Below are 15022 nucleotides of genomic sequence, written 5' to 3'. Positions count from 1 at the left end.
ACGTTTGATGGGCGCGATTTTAAACACTAATTGGTGCGTGTCTAGTCATTTTTAATCTAATTTTTTATTTTTTTCAGCTATCCATTGCGACATGTATTGGGTGCTGCGCATTGTATGATGTTTGAGCATTTGGCCTGTGAAGTTTTTTTCGCGATGAGCGTTTAAATCACTACTTATTGAATCGACTTTTTGAATTAACGCAGCGCTCAATAGTGCTTTGTTGTACAGCGTATTAAGGAGTGTGTTGCCATCTTGCTGCGCTTGTTCAAAGTCACTTTGATTGGTGTACATTTCAATGGCAGCACTGGCAAAGTCGTCGGCGGTGTTGGCTATTTTACCCGGCCATGGTAAACCGTTATGCATGCCTTCTGCGCCAATATTGGTGGTAACGCTGGGTGTTTGCATAATCATGGCTTCAAGCAATTTACCTTTAATGCCTGCACCAAAACGCAGTGGTGCTAAACATACGCGTGCGCTTTGCATTACATCAAACGCATTATCGGCCCAGCCTTTTATTAAAAACCCTGTTTTAGGGTTATTTAGTGCCGTGGCTTTTGGTGGTGGGTAAGAGCCATAAATATGTAGTTCTGCTTTTGGGAGTTGCTTGCGAATAAGTGGCCATATTTTTTGTAGGTAAAGTACAGCATCCCAGTTTGGCGCGTGTCTAAAGTTACCTATGGTCATAAAGTGCTGGCGCTGCTCAAACGTTTTTGTACTTGTAGGCAGTGAGCTTAAATCGACCATAAACGGTAAATGGTGTAATAAGCTTGGCTCTATTTTAAATACGCTGTTTAGTAGGCTCATTTCGTAACTTGAAATAATTAAGCTTAGGTCGCAGCGTAAAATAGCGGCAATTTCGCGTTTTGCTATGTCTGAGTGTAAATCGCTGGTTGTAAATTCACGCTCACCTTTAAAGGCTTCGTGGCGAGCGTTACGCAGACATTGTAAGTCTTCGGTATCGAGAAGTTTAATCGCATGTGGGCAGTGTTTATCGACGCGCCAGCCAAATTGTTCTTCCATCATAAAACGGTCAAACATGACTATATCTGGATTATAGGCTTTAACGTATTCGTCAAAGCTGTCGCAGTTTAGTGCAATGCTTTGACTGGTTATGCCGAAGTCGTCAAGGTTTACCATGTGGTCGGTGCGCTGCGCGGGCGTTGCAAATTCAACGTCCCAGTTTTGCGCTCTAAATGCATTTAATAACGACATCATGTGCGTTCCCGCAGCAGACGAATTTGGCTCTGGCCATACGTAGCCAATTACCAGCACTTTTTTCATTGGCTAGAATCTCTAATTTGTAAGTTTACATTTACCAGTGTTTTTACTGGCGGGGCTGTATTTTGTAGTAGCTCTTGCAGTATTAAAAGGCACCGCTTGGCTATATCAGTTGTACTTATAGCCACAGTGGTTAAGTGATTATTTATAACTGCGCTATTAGGAATATGGTGGCAGCTCACTACTTTAATACAGTGATGTGTTAATGAGTTAATAGCGGCAATAACACCTTGAGCAATAATATCGTTTGCACACACCACTGCGTTTAATGTTGGGTTGTGTTTATATGCTTCTATAAATGCATTTTTAGCGCTAAGGGCTGTGTTTACTGCGCAGTGAATGGATGCTAATGGTGTAATGCTGTGCTGCGCGCAAGCGGTATTAAAGCCACTTTGTAGTGCTTGTGAGTCACTTAAAGTAAGTTCACTGCCTATAAATGCAATGTCTGTCACGCCTTGTGAGAGCAAATGCATACTGGCTACGTGGCTGGCTTTTTTATAGTCGGGTAATACACAAGGAGCTGCGCTAAAGGGCACTTCACTCATTACGGTAATTACTTTGTGTTGCGCGCTGAGCGTATCAAGCCATTTGGGGCAAGTATTAGCAACGGGGCAAATAATAAATGCAGCAGCGTTGTATTCTTTTAAGTTTTTAACTGCGCTTGCTTGTAGCTCAAGACTATTATTACTGCTTACAATCATGGCTTGTAAGCCATTGTCGTTTAACAAAAGTTGTAGGCTGGTAGCAAGGTATGCCATAGCTGGGTTAGTTAAATCGTTTATTACTATGGCCACTAAATTTGAGCGCTTTGAGCGCATAGCAGCGGCATCACGATTATAAACGTACCCTAGCTCATCAATCGCTTTTAGTATTTTTTGTTTACTTTTATTGCCCACTTTATCGCTTTGGGTAAGCACCAACGATACGGTTGATTTTGATACACCAGCACGCTCTGCAACATCAAAAATAGTGACTGATTTGGCTTTGTTATGCATTGTATTTTAAGTACCGCAGTGGTGAATAAATAGCGCTGTAGTTTAGCTTAATCAGCACTATTAAGTCATCTTTTAGAGGTGTTTAACTTACCTTAATACTTTATGAACAAAGCAAAACGTGTTTATATACGCCTATAAAAGTAAAAAATAACAAAAGGATAAAAACATGAGCGCTTTTAGGCTGTTAGTTGCCTTTATTTGTTGTGCGGCATTGGTGCCAACAAGTTACGCCGAGCAGGGCTATCAAACCCCATCACCCGAACTTGCAGCATTGGTTGACGCTAAGTTAGCACCCACTAGTTACTTATCGAGCGATGGCCAGTGGCTAGCGCTTTTTGAACGCAAACGTGTAGTAACCCTTGATGAACTTGCAAAAGAAGAGCTTAAGCTTGCTGGTATTAAGCTAAACCCCGCTAATTTTTCGCGCTCTCGTGTGAGTGCCAAATTTAGTGCCGTGGAGCTAAAGCATGTTCAAAGCGGGTCGGTTATCAGTATTAATAACTTACCTAATGGCATTATCCGCTCACCTAAATGGTCATCTAATAGTCAATATTTAGCCTTTATTGTTGAGCAACCAACCGAAGCCAACTTATGGCTTTACAGCGTTGAAACCAAACAAGCAAAAGAGCTTTCAAGCGCGGCATTAAATTCGGTACTAACTGCCTCACCATATAAATGGCTGCCAGATAGCAGCGCCATTGTTGCAAATCTTGCTGTTAATTTTGGTAAGCCAAAACTTGAAAATAACAGCCAAAACGTAGTGCCTGTTATTCAACAAAGTACTGGTGAAAAAGCGCCAGCACGTACTTACCAAAATTTATTAACCAGCCCGTTTGATGAATCACAATTTAAGTTTTACGGCCAAGGGCAGCTGGCTTACATAACGCTTGATGGCAATACCCAAGCAATAGGTAGCCCTTCTTTATTTAAATCGTTTTCGGTATCACCTGATTCTACCAATATTTTAGTTGCCGGTATTAATGAGCCGTTTTCGTACCAAGTGCCTTACAGCCGATTTGCAAGCACATGGCAAATATGGGGCATGCGCGGCTATGCATTAGCAGAGCTGGCAAAACAGCCACTTGCCGATAATATTCCGCAAGGTTATGACAGTGTTCGCACTGGCCGCCGTGATTTTGAATGGCGAGCAGATCAAGGCGCTGAAGTAATTTGGGCAGAAGCACAAGATGGCGGCGACATGAAAACCGACGTTGAGCATCATGATTATGTTTACAGCTTACGTGCACCCTTTAAACGCGAGCCTAAATTATTTGCCAAAGTAGAACGCCGTTATGCGGGAATGGAGTGGGGCAACGAAAACGTAGCCATGCTGACAGATTGGCGCTTTAGCGATCGCCAAGTACGCACCTTTGTTGTACAACCTCGAAATGCCGACAGAAACCGCGTTTTATTTTCAGAGCGTAGTTACAACGATGCGTATAAAGACCCTGGTAATGCAATTTACGAGCGCAACGATTTAGGCGCAAACGTAATTAAAATTGTAGGCGGGCGTTATATTTACCTGCGCGGTAATGGAGCTTCAGAGCAAGGTAATATCCCGTTTTTAGACCAATACGATGTTAAAACAAATAGCAGCAAGCGTTTATGGCAATCAGAAGCGCCATACTACGAGCGTGTTCGCGCACTGCTTGATGACGAAGGTGAGCGCTTTATTACTATTCGTGAATCTAAAACTGAGCAACCTAACTTTTTTATACGTGATTTAGATAACGACACGCTAACGCAATTAACAACATTTGAGCACCCGTACCCTGCATTTAAAGGCGTAACTAAAGAGCAATTACGTTATAAACGCGACGACGGTGTTGAGCTTTCGGGCACGCTTTATTTACCACCAGGGTACGATAAAACACAAGGGCCGTTACCGGTACTTATGTGGGCTTACCCACTTGAATACAAAGATAAAGCCGTAGCATCGCAAGTTCGCGAATCGCCTTATGCATTTACCTACATTGGTTATTGGGGGCCAATGCCTTACCTTGCTAAAGGGATTGCCGTGTTTGACGACCCTAAAATGCCAATAGTGGGTATTGATGGCAGCGAGCCAAACGATAACTTTAGAAAGCAGTTAGTATCAAGTGCGCAAGCAGCTGTTGATGTATTGGTTAAAAAAGGCATTGCCGATAAAGATAAAATTGCCATAGCAGGGCACTCATACGGTGCATTTATGGTTGCTAACTTATTGGCTCATAGCGATTTATTTAAAACAGGTATTGCCCGCAGTGGCGCGTATAACCGCACATTAACGCCGTTTGGTTTTCAAGGAGAAGAGCGTGATTTTTGGCAAGCACAAAGTGTGTACGCTAATATGTCGCCGTTTTTTCACGCTGAAAAAATCAATGAGCCAATGCTAATGATCCACGGTCAAGAAGATCCTAATTCAGGAACCTTCCCAATGCAAAGTGAGCGCATGTACGCAGCGCTTAAAGGTTTAGGTAAAGATGCCCGCTTAGTAATGCTCCCTTATGAAGCACATGGTTACCGTGCGCGTAAAAGCTTATTACATGTATTGTGGGAACAAGAACAGTGGTTAGATAAGTATTTGTTAAATGGTACAGCGGAGCCAGTAGAGGTTATTACTGAACCCGTGGTAAGTACTGGGCAATAATAACTTAAACATGAGTAAGCAACAGCGCGGCTACTTATAGCCGCGTTTTTGCTTTTAATATGAGAGTAAATTAATGATTGATGTAGCAGCACTTGCGGTTTTTATTCCTACGTTCTTTTTTGTGTCTATCACCCCAGGTATGTGTATGACCCTTGCCATGACACTCGGTATGAGCATTGGCGTGCGCCGCACATTATGGATGATGATAGGTGAGCTGTTAGGCGTAGCAACCGTTGCCATAGCTGCGGTATTAGGCGTTGCAAGCGTAATGCTAAATTACCCAGATGCATTTGCCATTTTAAAGTGGGTAGGCGGTGCGTACTTAATTTACATTGGCGTTAACATGTGGCGAGCCAAAGGCAAAATGTCGGTTGATACCTCAAAACCAAATGACGTAAGTAGGAAGTCGTTATTTACGCAAGGTTTTGTAACCGCAATTGCTAACCCTAAAGGGTGGGCGTTTATGATCTCGTTATTACCGCCGTTTATTAGTGTTGAGCATGCTGTAGCCCCTCAGCTTTTAGTATTGCTTGGCGTTATAATGACCACCGAGTTTTTAAGTATGTTAGCTTACGCAACAGGCGGTAAAAGCTTACGTTTATTTTTAAGCCGTGGTGATAATATTAAATGGATGAACCGTATTGCTGGTAGCTTAATGGGATTAGTTGGAATTTGGCTTATTTTTGGTTAGTTCAAAAAGTAGTTGATATTATCAATTAATTTGTTATAGTTGATTTTGTCATCTATTTAACGCTTAAGGCATGCCCAAAAATGAGTACACCCGTATCAGCAAACCCAGTAATGGTTGAGCCTAAAAAAACACCTGTAATTTATAAAATACTGGTTATGGTAAGTATTATTACCTTAATTGGCGGTACTCTAACTGGCATTATGACTTATGTGAATGTGGGTGTTACAGAGCATTTTTATGCCGACTGGTTTACCTCATTTATAAGTGCAGTATTGGTTATGGCGCCTGTTGGTTTTGTAATGATGACCTTAATGCATAAGCTAGTTAATAAGTTATTGCCTACTAGTAGCGAGCTAAAACGTAATTTAGTTATTAGTGTTTTTATGGCGCTGATCATGGAGTCGGTGATGGCGTTTGTTACTGCTACTAATAATATTGGCTATGCAGATATGCGTGTATTTGTAACTGGATGGGCTGAAGGGTTATTTGCCGCATTACCAATAGGTTTAACTATAATGCTGATAATGTCGGTTACGGTAAAACCTAAAATAGAACGCTTTTTAAAGAGCTAACACTTTGAGCGCTAACGTATTAAAGCAAATAATTTAATACGTTTATAGTGGGCAGATGCATGAAGTAATTAGTTACTTAATTGAGTTTTCTACCGGGCAGCCTTGTTTACGGCATACACCTTCGTTACATAATTTGCATATTTTACGTGCTTCTACCTGCTCGCTTGTTAGGCTGCCAAGTGCTATTTCTATCAAACTTAAAAAGCGTTGTTTTTGTTCATCATTAAAGTTGTTTAGTATTTTAGAGGTGGCTGTTTCTCTGCTGCCTAGTACTAGTTCAACCCTTTTACTCCCTTTATCCGTTACGCATAAAACAACAGAGCGGGCATCTTTTACTGACTTTTGCCTTTCTACAAGTTCTTCTTTTTCAAGTGTATTTATTAATCTAACTGCACCAGAATGCGTTAAGCCTAAAACCTTGCTTAGTACATCAATGGTTTCATTAGGATGATTGTAAATAGTGACCAGTGCCGCTTCGTGGCTTAGGCTTCGCCCGCCTAATTCGGCAATCTGTTTTTCAATGTCATTAGAAACAGAAGTAGCAAACGTGCCGATTAAATTTGATATATATTTTTCATTTTTCATAAACTTAATTATATGTGATTCGATCATATAAATATAGTGACAAATTAAGCGCTCTCATTTATTGTGTGACTCAGTCATGTATATTAACTCGAAATTAGTTAATCTACTTCGAATATTACACAAATTAGATGAGCGAGGATTTACCGCCAGCTCATCAGTTAAATAAAGCGATATAATTAAATGAAAAATGATTCAGAAACACTACGTTATACAAAAAAGTTTAAAACAGTATTAGATAAAAAAATGGCCTACATAGATGAAGGCGAAGGTGATCCTATTGTGTTTTTACATGGTAACCCTACATCTAGCTTCCTTTGGCGAAACGTCATGCCCTATTTGCAAGGAAAAGGGCGTTTAATTGCTATCGATATGATTGGATTAGGAGATTCGCAAAAGTTAGATAACACTCATGAGGGCAGCTATTCACTTGCTGAAAACAGCAAATACACATTTGCACTTTTAGAAGCGTTGGGTGTAAATAATAGCGTTACCTTGGTGCTGCACGATTGGGGTTCAGGCGTTGGTTTTAACTGGGCTGATACACATCGTGATGCAGTAAAAGCCATTGCCTTTATGGAAGCAATTGTTACTGACTTTCCAACATGGGACGATTTTCCTAAAGATTTGCACGGACCTATTGGCACTATGCGCTCAGCTGAGGGTGAAAAAATGGTGCTTGATGACAACTTTTTTATTGAAACAATATTACCAGCGACCATTGCACGCAAATTAACGCAGGCAGAACATGATGAGTATCGTAGACCCTTTATAAATGCAGGAGAAGATCGCCGTGCAATTTTAGCAGGGCCTCGCCAACTGCCCATTGCTGGAGAGCCTGCCGATACCGTGGCTTTAGTTAAAAGCTATGCGAGCTATTTAGCTAACTCTCACGATATTCCAAAGCTATTTATTAATGCTGAACCGGGTGCTTTTTTAGTTGGTTACGCAAGAGACTTTGTGCGCACATGGCCAAATTTAACTGAGGTAACCGTGAGCGGTATTCATTACATCCAAGAGGATTCGCCGCACGAAATAGGTAAAGCTATTTCAGATTGGTTATAAAATCAGACAATTATAAGGGTTGGGTTTTTTGGTCTAAATAGCTTTAAACTTTTTATAATAACGCCAGTTTAGAATGTGGTTTATAGTGGTTGTTTTTATTGCGAGATTAATTAACAATCACTACTAATCATGGTTATTTACTGTATATAAGAATTTAAAATGGATTTAGATGATATAACCAATAAAAATTTAAAAGCGGCGTTAAAAGCGAGTGCAATATTAGATATTGAATTTTGTGATGATGAGCATCTTCGTTGTTTTTCTTATAAAGCAGAGTACGCGCGTGGTGTTGACATTGCTACATACGATAATGGCGGTGGGGACCAAATAGTTATTGTTTTAACAAGTAATACTATTTTAATAAAAGGTTTCGATCATGAATCGCAGGTAAGCCCACACTCTCAAGATGAATATGCTATTTGGCCCGGAATGTACCAAGGTACGCCTAAAGAGTTACTCAAAATTTTAGAAGCCGATGACTTTGAAATTGATCATGTAACATTTTGCTTTTGGCGCTCTGAAAAGGATGCGGCATGGCAACAAGGTCCGGTTAATTTTAAAAATAATGAAGACGATGGAGCGAGTTGGTTACTCTGTGCAATTCCAAAAACACCCAGTGATTTTATTGAATATGCAAATGAATATTATAGCGATGATTTCAATAAAGTATCTCCAGAAAGAGTCTATCAAGTATTTAACGAGAATACGTAAAATAGTATAAATACATATAGTTAAGCGGAGTTAAAGTAATGGTTTTACATATTGTTTTTGCGGGGTGGGGCATGTTGTACTCTCTAAAAAAAATTATACACAGTGGAGACAAATACAAGGTGATTATAAAGCATCATTAGGACCTTGGGGCGTAGATGAAATAATTGATTATCTTAATATCGAGTATGGCAACCTATTACCAAGTGCTTACTTGCAAGTGCATGAGTTTATAAATAGTAATGAAATCATAAAGGTTGTGTTGAGAGCTTAAATTTTGGTTATTAATATGCAAATTCAAGTTACCAAATTTCAGCTTTTTTGAACGGGATAATACATGGAAAGATTAACAAAAGAGCAGATTCAATTTTTACCGATGTACGACGGTTTAAGCCTCGATAATATAATTGTAGTAACGCAAGCGTCAGAAGCGATAAGTGCAATAGTTGAGCTAAAAAAACATGTAATTTTAGGGTTTGATACAGAAAGTAAGCCTTGCTTTAAAAAAGGCGAAATAAGCGATGGCCCTCACTTAATTCAATTATCTACAAAAACAAAAGCGTTTTTATTTCCGACTAAATTTTTTGAAAACTTTACTGAAATTGAAGATATATTATCCGATCCAACTATAAAAAAAGTAGGCTTTGGACTAAAAGAAGATAAAAAAATGATTTTTAGGAAATTTGGAATTAAATTAGAAAATACAGTCGAATTATCCTCTAAAGTTATGCACTTTGCGCAGGTAAAACAGCGCGTTGGTGCTAGAGCTGCTGTGGCAATGTTTTTTAATCAGCGTTTATCTAAAGGCGCGCAACGTTCAAACTGGTCAGTTTTTCCTTTAAAAGATCACCAAAAAGTATACGCCGCAAATGACGCCCACTCAGCATTACTAATTGAGCTTGAAATAGAAAAACACAATAGCAGTTTATAAGTTGGTAATATTAATAAGGTTGGGTTTAAGCCATTTTGTGCCAGTTGTTACATCAATAACTAAATTTATTTAATATAACCCATAGTTTTTACGGGTTATATTAAGGTGATTTAAGTTTATATAAAAATATTACGTTGCTTTAGCGTGGTTTTATAGCGCAGCGTTGTATTTATTTTTAATTTCATCAGCAGTCATTCTTTTAGCTACATCTTCAAATTTAAGCACTAAATTATTGCAATTAAATTCTAATATAAAATCAGCTTCTATTTCATAAAAGCTATCCAATGCAATTAATGGCTCACTAATAAACCATTTTTGTGGTTCTATAGTTACTACGTCAGAAAATTGTTTTTGAAACTTACGAACTCCAAGCTTTTTAGGTTCGAGAGTAATCGGTTCGTTAGACGCATTAATAAAATAAGCCTCTGATACCCAGTCAACAATACCTTCATTATAAAGCGTTGTTAAATCATCAGAAAATGGCCCGTCATGTTTAAATCCTTCAGGAACTCGTTCAGGACCTAACGTTATAACTAGCCTTGTAATTAAGCCTAGTTCAGGGTTGAAATCTTCAAATTCATAATACAGGCTATATTCTAAATCTTGAGGTTCATTAGGCTTAGAGTCGAGATTTTCATTCATTATGTTACCCATTTTTTAAGTGATATATTTTTAGGTTTATAACTAACATTTACAACTAGCTTTAAATTAATTTCGATTAAAACCGTATCTGAGTTTATGACCTTGTTCAATGTTTTCATCCGATTTTTATGGCCGCTATTGTTAATTATTAAACATATGCAAAATTAAATTACTTAGGTGTGGCGCTTAATCCTTAGTAATTTACGAGAGTGTTTGTAATGTTGCGCTTAGTTTAAGTTAACCTTAGCTTTGGCTAGTATTTAACAAAAAGGGAGCCGTTCTACTTGTTTGAGATTTAGCTACGTCTTTTGGTTTCCCTTGTGCCACAATTATTCCTCCTTCATCGCCAGCACCGGGGCCTACATCAATTACCCAGTCACTATTGCGGGCTACTTGCATATCGTGTTCAACCATAATAACGGTATTGCCAGCATCAACTAACTTATTTAGCTGCGACATTAACATTGATACATCTGATGGATGCAGACCCGTAGTTGGTTCATCGAGAATATAAAGCGTGTTGCCGCGCTGGGCACGTTGCAGCTCGGTGGCTAATTTAATACGCTGCGCTTCACCGCCCGAAAGCTCAGTGGCAGGTTGTCCTAAACGCAAATACCCAAGACCTACTTGCATAAGTGCATCGAGTGCTCGCAGTATTGCAGGTTCATTTTCAAAAAAGGTATACGCCGATTCAACCGTTAAATTGAGGATATCGCTTATGTTTTTATCACGATATGTAACCTCAAGTGTTTGCTCGTTATAACGTTTGCCATGACACACTTGGCAAGGTGAATAAACGCTAGGTAAAAACAGCAGCTCTATACTCACAAAGCCAACGCCTTCACAGTTTTTACAGCGACCTTTAGCAACATTAAACGAAAAGCGACCAGCATCGTAACGGCGCTCTTTCGCTTTTTGGGTAGAAGCAAATAGTTTACGTACATGATCAAACAAACCCGTATAGGTAGCTAAGTTTGAACGAGGGGTACGGCCAATCGCTTTTTGATTTACGGTAATTAGGCGGCTTATATTATTTATACCTTCAATGATTTTTCCGCTGGTGTGTGTTTGCAGCTCTTGTTCGAGTAAGTCGGCTTCGTCGGTTGGCGCTTCCGGTATTACTTTTTGCCCAAGTGCTTCGTAAACAAGTTCTACTAACGCTTGGCTTACTAGGCTTGATTTACCAGAGCCCGAAACCCCAGTAACGGTTGTCATAACACCCAATGGAAATTCTGCATTGAGTTTTTTAAGATTGTTACGCTCAATATCAGCCAATTTTAACCACGCACTAGGCTGCCTTTGCTCCTTTTTTTGCGCGCTGTTTTGAGTTGACTCTTGACTGGCGTTTTTAGCAAAAAGGTGACGACCGGTGTGCGAATTTTTTATTTTTCTTAACCCTTCAACAGGGCCGCTGTAAATAATGTTGCCACCATGCACACCGGCATCAGGGCCTACATCAACAATCCAATCGGCATGTTTAACAACGCTAACATCGTGTTCAACAACAAATACAGAATTGCCAGCCGCTATTAGCTCATCAAGCGCTTTTAGCAATGCTTGAGTATCGGCAGGGTGTAAACCCGCTGATGGTTCATCTAACACGTAAACTACCCCAAATAATTTAGAGCGAATTTGTGTGGCAAGTCGCAACCGTTGTAGCTCTCCGGGTGAGAGCGTTGGCGTTGTACGCTCAAGCGACAAGTATCCTAAACCAAGCATGGTTAGTGCTTCAATACGGGTGAGTATATCGCTGGCAATGCGCTGCGTAACAATGGCTTGCTCTGGATTTTTTGTATTTTTATTTACTTTGGTATTGGCGGCGTTACTTAGCTTTTTAGCAAGCTCGTTTAATGTAAGTTGAGATAGCTCGCCAATATCGAGCCCTGCAAATTTAACACTTAACGATGCTTGTTTTAATTTTTTACCTTGGCAAGTAGGGCACTGCGATATTTGCATAAACTGCGATACGCGCTTTTTTGTACGCGGGCTTTGGGTAGTAGCAAAAGACTGTAAAACAAAGCGTTTAGCGCTTGAAAAAGTTCCCATGTAGCTTGGATCTTCGTTATTTTTTATCGCATTTTGTGTTTGCTCATAGGTGTAATCTGGGTATACCGGCACAGTAGGTGTTTCGTCGGTAAATAAAATCCAATCCCGTGCTTTTTTAGAAAGTTTGTTCCAAGGTGTGTCTATGTCATAACCAAGGGAAGTAAGAATACGGCTTAGGTTTTTACCTTGCCATGCTGGTGGCCACGCTTCAATGGCGCGCTGGCGAATAGTTTTTGTATCATCTGGCACAAGTAGCTTTTCGGTTACTTCAAACACTCGGCCTATTCCTGAGCATTCTGGGCACGCACCTTGTGGCGTATTCGGCGAAAACGCATCGGCGTACAGTATGCCTTGCCCTTTGGGGTATTCGCCAGCACGAGAGTAAAGCATGCGTAGCGCGTTAGAAATAGTTGTTATGCTGCCAACGGATGAACGAACCGAGGGTGCGCCGCGCTGTTGTTGTAATGCTACCGCTGGCGGTAGCCCTTCAATAGAATCAACATCGGGCTCATCAACTTGATCTATCAACCTTCGGGCGTACGGCGAAACCGAATCAAGGTAACGGTGCTGCGACTCAGCAAACAGCGTTCCAAACGCAAGCGACGATTTTCCAGAGCCCGATATTCCTGTAAAAACAACCAATGCGTTACGAGGTAAATCAACGTCTACATTTTTTAAGTTGTGAACGCGTGCCCCTCTTACTTGAATGCTATTACTGGGATCAGATAAATCCATTGTTGAGTTTTTATGTGTGCTTGCCATACGTTTATACTCCTGTTTAATCGCGCTTTTTACTTTAAGTTAGCTTTAATTATTTACTCTTATCACTCGTTATTACCCTAAAGTAGCGCAAGCACACTGAATGAGCGCTTAGTCTGTAGTGGCGCAGCCAAAGCGCTGGGTAAATAACGATGATTGTTTGTTTACATAATAGGTATGGAATGCGAATATAATTTAAACAGTTATTGTTATGTAATTTGTTACGTAATTTACTAGGTATTTTACTAGGTAATAAAAAGGAACTAACAGTGAATAAAGCCTTAGTGATCATTTTATTGGTGCTTTCGTGGGCAACCCAAGCCGACTCTATCAACGCGCTAAATGTTGACCGTGCAGTACCAAATAGCATGCACTTATCGTTTGCAAACGATAGCAACATAACCCCTAAAAAAGGGGATTTTAAAATCGTTAATTATGTATTAATGAGCAATGAAGAGGGCGAACGCTGGGCGGTTATAACGCTAACTAACTTATCGTCGGGTAATCGAGAATTAGGCGAGGAGCACTTACTTGCACTTTTTGCTGACGGCAGCCGATTCATGCCAATGGAATTTAAACTCGGTTTTAAAGGCAACGAAACACAATCGGTAACTGTATCGTTTGCCGATTATAAATTCCCTATTTTAAGTGTGTATTCGAGTAACGATTTGTAACTAATAACGATGCGATAATATTAAATTAGGGATATTTCTAAAATTAAGGATTTTTATGAAGTTTGAAGATGCGCAACAAAATATGAACCTCGCATACTTCGGTGGTGGAACCGGTGTATTAGTGTCTGGCTTGGTTTGGTGTATAGCTGGCTTTGTCGCATTACTGCATTCAAATCAATCGAGTATGCTTACTTTGTTTTTTGGTGGTATGTTTATACATCCTTTAGCCATGTTACTTTCAAAAGCACTTAAACGCTCTGGCAATCATGACCCTAAAAACCCATTAGGTAAATTGGCCTTAGAAAGCACTATTATTTTATTTGTTGGTTTGTTTTTAGCGTTTTACGTAGCAAAACTTCAAGCTGAATGGTTTTATTCAATAATGCTGATGATAATTGGTGTTCGCTATTTAGTTTTCAACACATTATATGGCATGAAAGTGTACTGGATTTTAGGTGTTTCGCTTATGTTTTCTGGCATGCTGTGTATTGTATTAAATGCCAATTTTGTAATCGGCGCCTTTATTGGCGGGATAACCGAAATAGTATTTGCGCTAGTAATATTTGCCCAATCGAAAGGTATGGTTTTAAAAACAGAATAATAAGCCCTTATAATCACAAAATAATGTGCTGCTGGAGTTACCTTCAGCTTGGTAATATAGCAAAGGCTTTTAAAGTATTGAGTATCTGCAAATTGCATGTAGCTACTAGTTGGCTTAGAGCGAATTGCAGACACTCGGTATGCTCATTTTTTGGCAATTTATATATAGGTTCTCGTCTAGTTAGGAAATTTGTAGTAGCCAATAAAACTTGATGCTACATTAGGGCCTACCAAGCTTGTTTTGGACTGAAACGTGTTTCAGGTTTCTAGTGGCTTTTATTTTTCAGATAAGCTTGAGTTAGGCAAATCTCCAACCTTCATAGATCCGATGAAATCAAATAGATTTATACTTTCTTCTTGCTCAACCATAGTCCCAAAGAAACAAACATAACTAGCACGGTTAATACTGGCGGCTTCGATTGCAGCGGCAGCACCTCAGCTGGGACATTGGGTGAAAGGTGTACATACACCGCCACGCTCATAATAACCACAGTAAGCATGGTGACTAGGTTCAATATCATAGCCGCTAATTTCGATGAGATAAACTTTCCTTCAGTTAGGATAAGTAAATACAAAAGGCCAGCAAATATCTCACCCATTTGTCCTGCAAATTTTGAGAGTGCAGGGAAAGGTAAACCACTCAACTCAATTTGAGCTGCAAAAATATCGGCGAAGGGTAAGAAAAACTTAGCCATTCCAGCCATCACCATGAATCCCCCTAAGAGGGCTGTTACAAAGTTTTTTGTTTTATTGCTCACTGTGTCCTTCGAACGTATGAAGTAACCCGCTGTAATAAGAAACATGGTTCCAATCATCACAGCTTCTAATAAAATCTGTTGGTTCATTTCTA

At 39.8% G+C, this 15022-nt stretch carries 14 protein-coding genes; 8 read left to right on the top strand and 6 right to left on the bottom strand.

Annotation, left to right across the window (positions count from 1 at the left end; all coding sequences use genetic code 11):
• Positions 1-51: 51 nt before the first annotated feature.
• Together GQR45_RS02500 and GQR45_RS02495 are read right to left on the bottom strand one after the other, a co-directional pair.
• Positions 52-1281, bottom strand: coding sequence for a glycosyltransferase family 4 protein (locus GQR45_RS02500; RefSeq protein WP_165725038.1), 1230 nt, complete (start codon positions 1279-1281; stop codon positions 52-54).
• Positions 1278-2273 carry a LacI family DNA-binding transcriptional regulator gene (locus tag GQR45_RS02495; RefSeq protein ID WP_165725037.1) on the bottom strand — a complete coding sequence of 332 codons (996 nt, stop codon included), beginning with the start codon at positions 2271-2273 and terminating at the stop codon, positions 1278-1280. The genes GQR45_RS02500 and GQR45_RS02495 overlap by 4 nt, the downstream gene beginning before the upstream one ends.
• 166 nt (positions 2274-2439) lie before the next feature.
• On the opposite strand from GQR45_RS02495, the gene GQR45_RS02490 reads away from it, so the two are divergent.
• From GQR45_RS02490 to GQR45_RS02480, 3 genes are all read left to right on the top strand, one after another.
• Positions 2440-4902, top strand: a complete 2463-nt coding sequence (locus GQR45_RS02490; RefSeq protein WP_165725036.1) for a prolyl oligopeptidase family serine peptidase — start codon at positions 2440-2442, stop codon at positions 4900-4902.
• 73 nt (positions 4903-4975) lie between these two features.
• Entirely contained in the window at positions 4976-5593 is a 618-nt protein-coding gene (locus GQR45_RS02485; protein ID WP_007581801.1) for a LysE family translocator, read from the top strand.
• Between the two features lie 80 nt (positions 5594-5673).
• The gene (locus tag GQR45_RS02480; protein ID WP_165725035.1) at positions 5674-6165 is read left to right on the top strand and encodes a DUF2798 domain-containing protein; all 492 of its coding nucleotides are present in this window, start codon (positions 5674-5676) and stop codon (positions 6163-6165) included.
• Positions 6166-6237: 72 nt separating this feature from the next.
• On the opposite strand, the gene GQR45_RS02475 is transcribed toward GQR45_RS02480, so the two are convergent.
• Positions 6238-6750 carry a MarR family transcriptional regulator gene (locus GQR45_RS02475; RefSeq protein WP_165725034.1) on the bottom strand — a complete coding sequence of 171 codons (513 nt, stop codon included), beginning with the start codon at positions 6748-6750 and terminating at the stop codon, positions 6238-6240.
• Positions 6751-6930: 180 nt separating this feature from the next.
• Between GQR45_RS02475 and GQR45_RS02470 the strand changes: the two genes are divergently transcribed.
• The 3 genes from GQR45_RS02470 (at position 6931) to GQR45_RS02460 (ending at position 9451) form a co-directional block, all read left to right on the top strand.
• Complete coding sequence (locus tag GQR45_RS02470; RefSeq protein WP_165725033.1) at positions 6931-7812, top strand: haloalkane dehalogenase; 882 nt, start codon at positions 6931-6933, stop codon at positions 7810-7812.
• 159 nt (positions 7813-7971) lie between these two features.
• Positions 7972-8523, top strand: coding sequence for a hypothetical protein (locus GQR45_RS02465; RefSeq protein ID WP_165725032.1), 552 nt, complete (start codon positions 7972-7974; stop codon positions 8521-8523).
• 334 nt (positions 8524-8857) lie between these two features.
• Positions 8858-9451 carry a 3'-5' exonuclease gene (locus tag GQR45_RS02460; RefSeq protein ID WP_165725031.1) on the top strand — a complete coding sequence of 198 codons (594 nt, stop codon included), beginning with the start codon at positions 8858-8860 and terminating at the stop codon, positions 9449-9451.
• Between the two features lie 150 nt (positions 9452-9601).
• On the opposite strand, the gene GQR45_RS02455 is transcribed toward GQR45_RS02460, so the two are convergent.
• On the bottom strand, positions 9602-10093 hold the full coding sequence (locus GQR45_RS02455; RefSeq protein ID WP_165725030.1) for a hypothetical protein: 492 nt from the start codon (positions 10091-10093) through the stop codon (positions 9602-9604).
• A gap of 243 nt (positions 10094-10336) precedes the next feature.
• Positions 10337-12901 (bottom strand): excinuclease ABC subunit UvrA, encoded by a 2565-nt coding sequence (uvrA, locus tag GQR45_RS02450; protein WP_206008502.1) that lies wholly within the window; start codon positions 12899-12901, stop codon positions 10337-10339.
• A 266-nt stretch (positions 12902-13167) separates the two neighbouring features.
• Here uvrA and GQR45_RS02445 point away from each other — a divergent pair, with 266 nt between their 5' ends.
• Together GQR45_RS02445 and GQR45_RS02440 are read left to right on the top strand one after the other, a co-directional pair.
• Positions 13168-13572 (top strand): hypothetical protein, encoded by a 405-nt coding sequence (locus tag GQR45_RS02445; protein WP_039488419.1) that lies wholly within the window; start codon positions 13168-13170, stop codon positions 13570-13572.
• A 55-nt stretch (positions 13573-13627) separates the two neighbouring features.
• Positions 13628-14173, top strand: coding sequence for a hypothetical protein (locus GQR45_RS02440; protein WP_039488420.1), 546 nt, complete (start codon positions 13628-13630; stop codon positions 14171-14173).
• 343 nt (positions 14174-14516) lie between these two features.
• Here GQR45_RS02440 and GQR45_RS02435 read toward each other — a convergent pair whose 3' ends face one another.
• Positions 14517-15017, bottom strand: a complete 501-nt coding sequence (locus GQR45_RS02435) for a hypothetical protein (RefSeq protein ID WP_165725029.1) — start codon at positions 15015-15017, stop codon at positions 14517-14519.
• Positions 15018-15022 lie beyond the last annotated feature (5 nt).

This window comes from Pseudoalteromonas sp. SA25 (assembly GCF_011378705.1).
GTDB lineage: Bacteria > Pseudomonadota > Gammaproteobacteria > Enterobacterales > Alteromonadaceae > Pseudoalteromonas > Pseudoalteromonas arctica.
Note: the sequence above shows the minus strand (reverse complement) of the source record. Positions and strands in the feature narration are given on the sequence as shown.

Bases quoted from the DNA above. Each gene is read 5' to 3' on its own strand.
- GQR45_RS02455 (WP_165725030.1), bottom strand. From the start codon at position 10,093: ATGAATGAAAATCTCGACTCTAAGCCTAATGAACCTCAAGATTTAGAA.
- GQR45_RS02500 (WP_165725038.1), bottom strand. From the start codon at position 1,281: ATGAAAAAAGTGCTGGTAATTGGCTACGTATGGCCAGAGCCAAATTCG.
- GQR45_RS02435 (WP_165725029.1), bottom strand. From the start codon at position 15,017: ATGAACCAACAGATTTTATTAGAAGCTGTGATGATTGGAACCATGTTT.
- GQR45_RS02460 (WP_165725031.1), top strand. From the start codon at position 8,858: ATGGAAAGATTAACAAAAGAGCAGATTCAATTTTTACCGATGTACGAC.
- GQR45_RS02495 (WP_165725037.1), bottom strand. From the start codon at position 2,273: ATGCATAACAAAGCCAAATCAGTCACTATTTTTGATGTTGCAGAGCGT.
- GQR45_RS02470 (WP_165725033.1), top strand. From the start codon at position 6,931: ATGAAAAATGATTCAGAAACACTACGTTATACAAAAAAGTTTAAAACA.
- GQR45_RS02490 (WP_165725036.1), top strand. From the start codon at position 2,440: ATGAGCGCTTTTAGGCTGTTAGTTGCCTTTATTTGTTGTGCGGCATTG.
- GQR45_RS02485 (WP_007581801.1), top strand. From the start codon at position 4,976: ATGATTGATGTAGCAGCACTTGCGGTTTTTATTCCTACGTTCTTTTTT.
- GQR45_RS02440 (WP_039488420.1), top strand. From the start codon at position 13,628: ATGAAGTTTGAAGATGCGCAACAAAATATGAACCTCGCATACTTCGGT.
- GQR45_RS02480 (WP_165725035.1), top strand. From the start codon at position 5,674: ATGAGTACACCCGTATCAGCAAACCCAGTAATGGTTGAGCCTAAAAAA.
- GQR45_RS02465 (WP_165725032.1), top strand. From the start codon at position 7,972: ATGGATTTAGATGATATAACCAATAAAAATTTAAAAGCGGCGTTAAAA.
- uvrA (WP_206008502.1), bottom strand. From the start codon at position 12,901: ATGGCAAGCACACATAAAAACTCAACAATGGATTTATCTGATCCCAGT.
- GQR45_RS02475 (WP_165725034.1), bottom strand. From the start codon at position 6,750: ATGAAAAATGAAAAATATATATCAAATTTAATCGGCACGTTTGCTACT.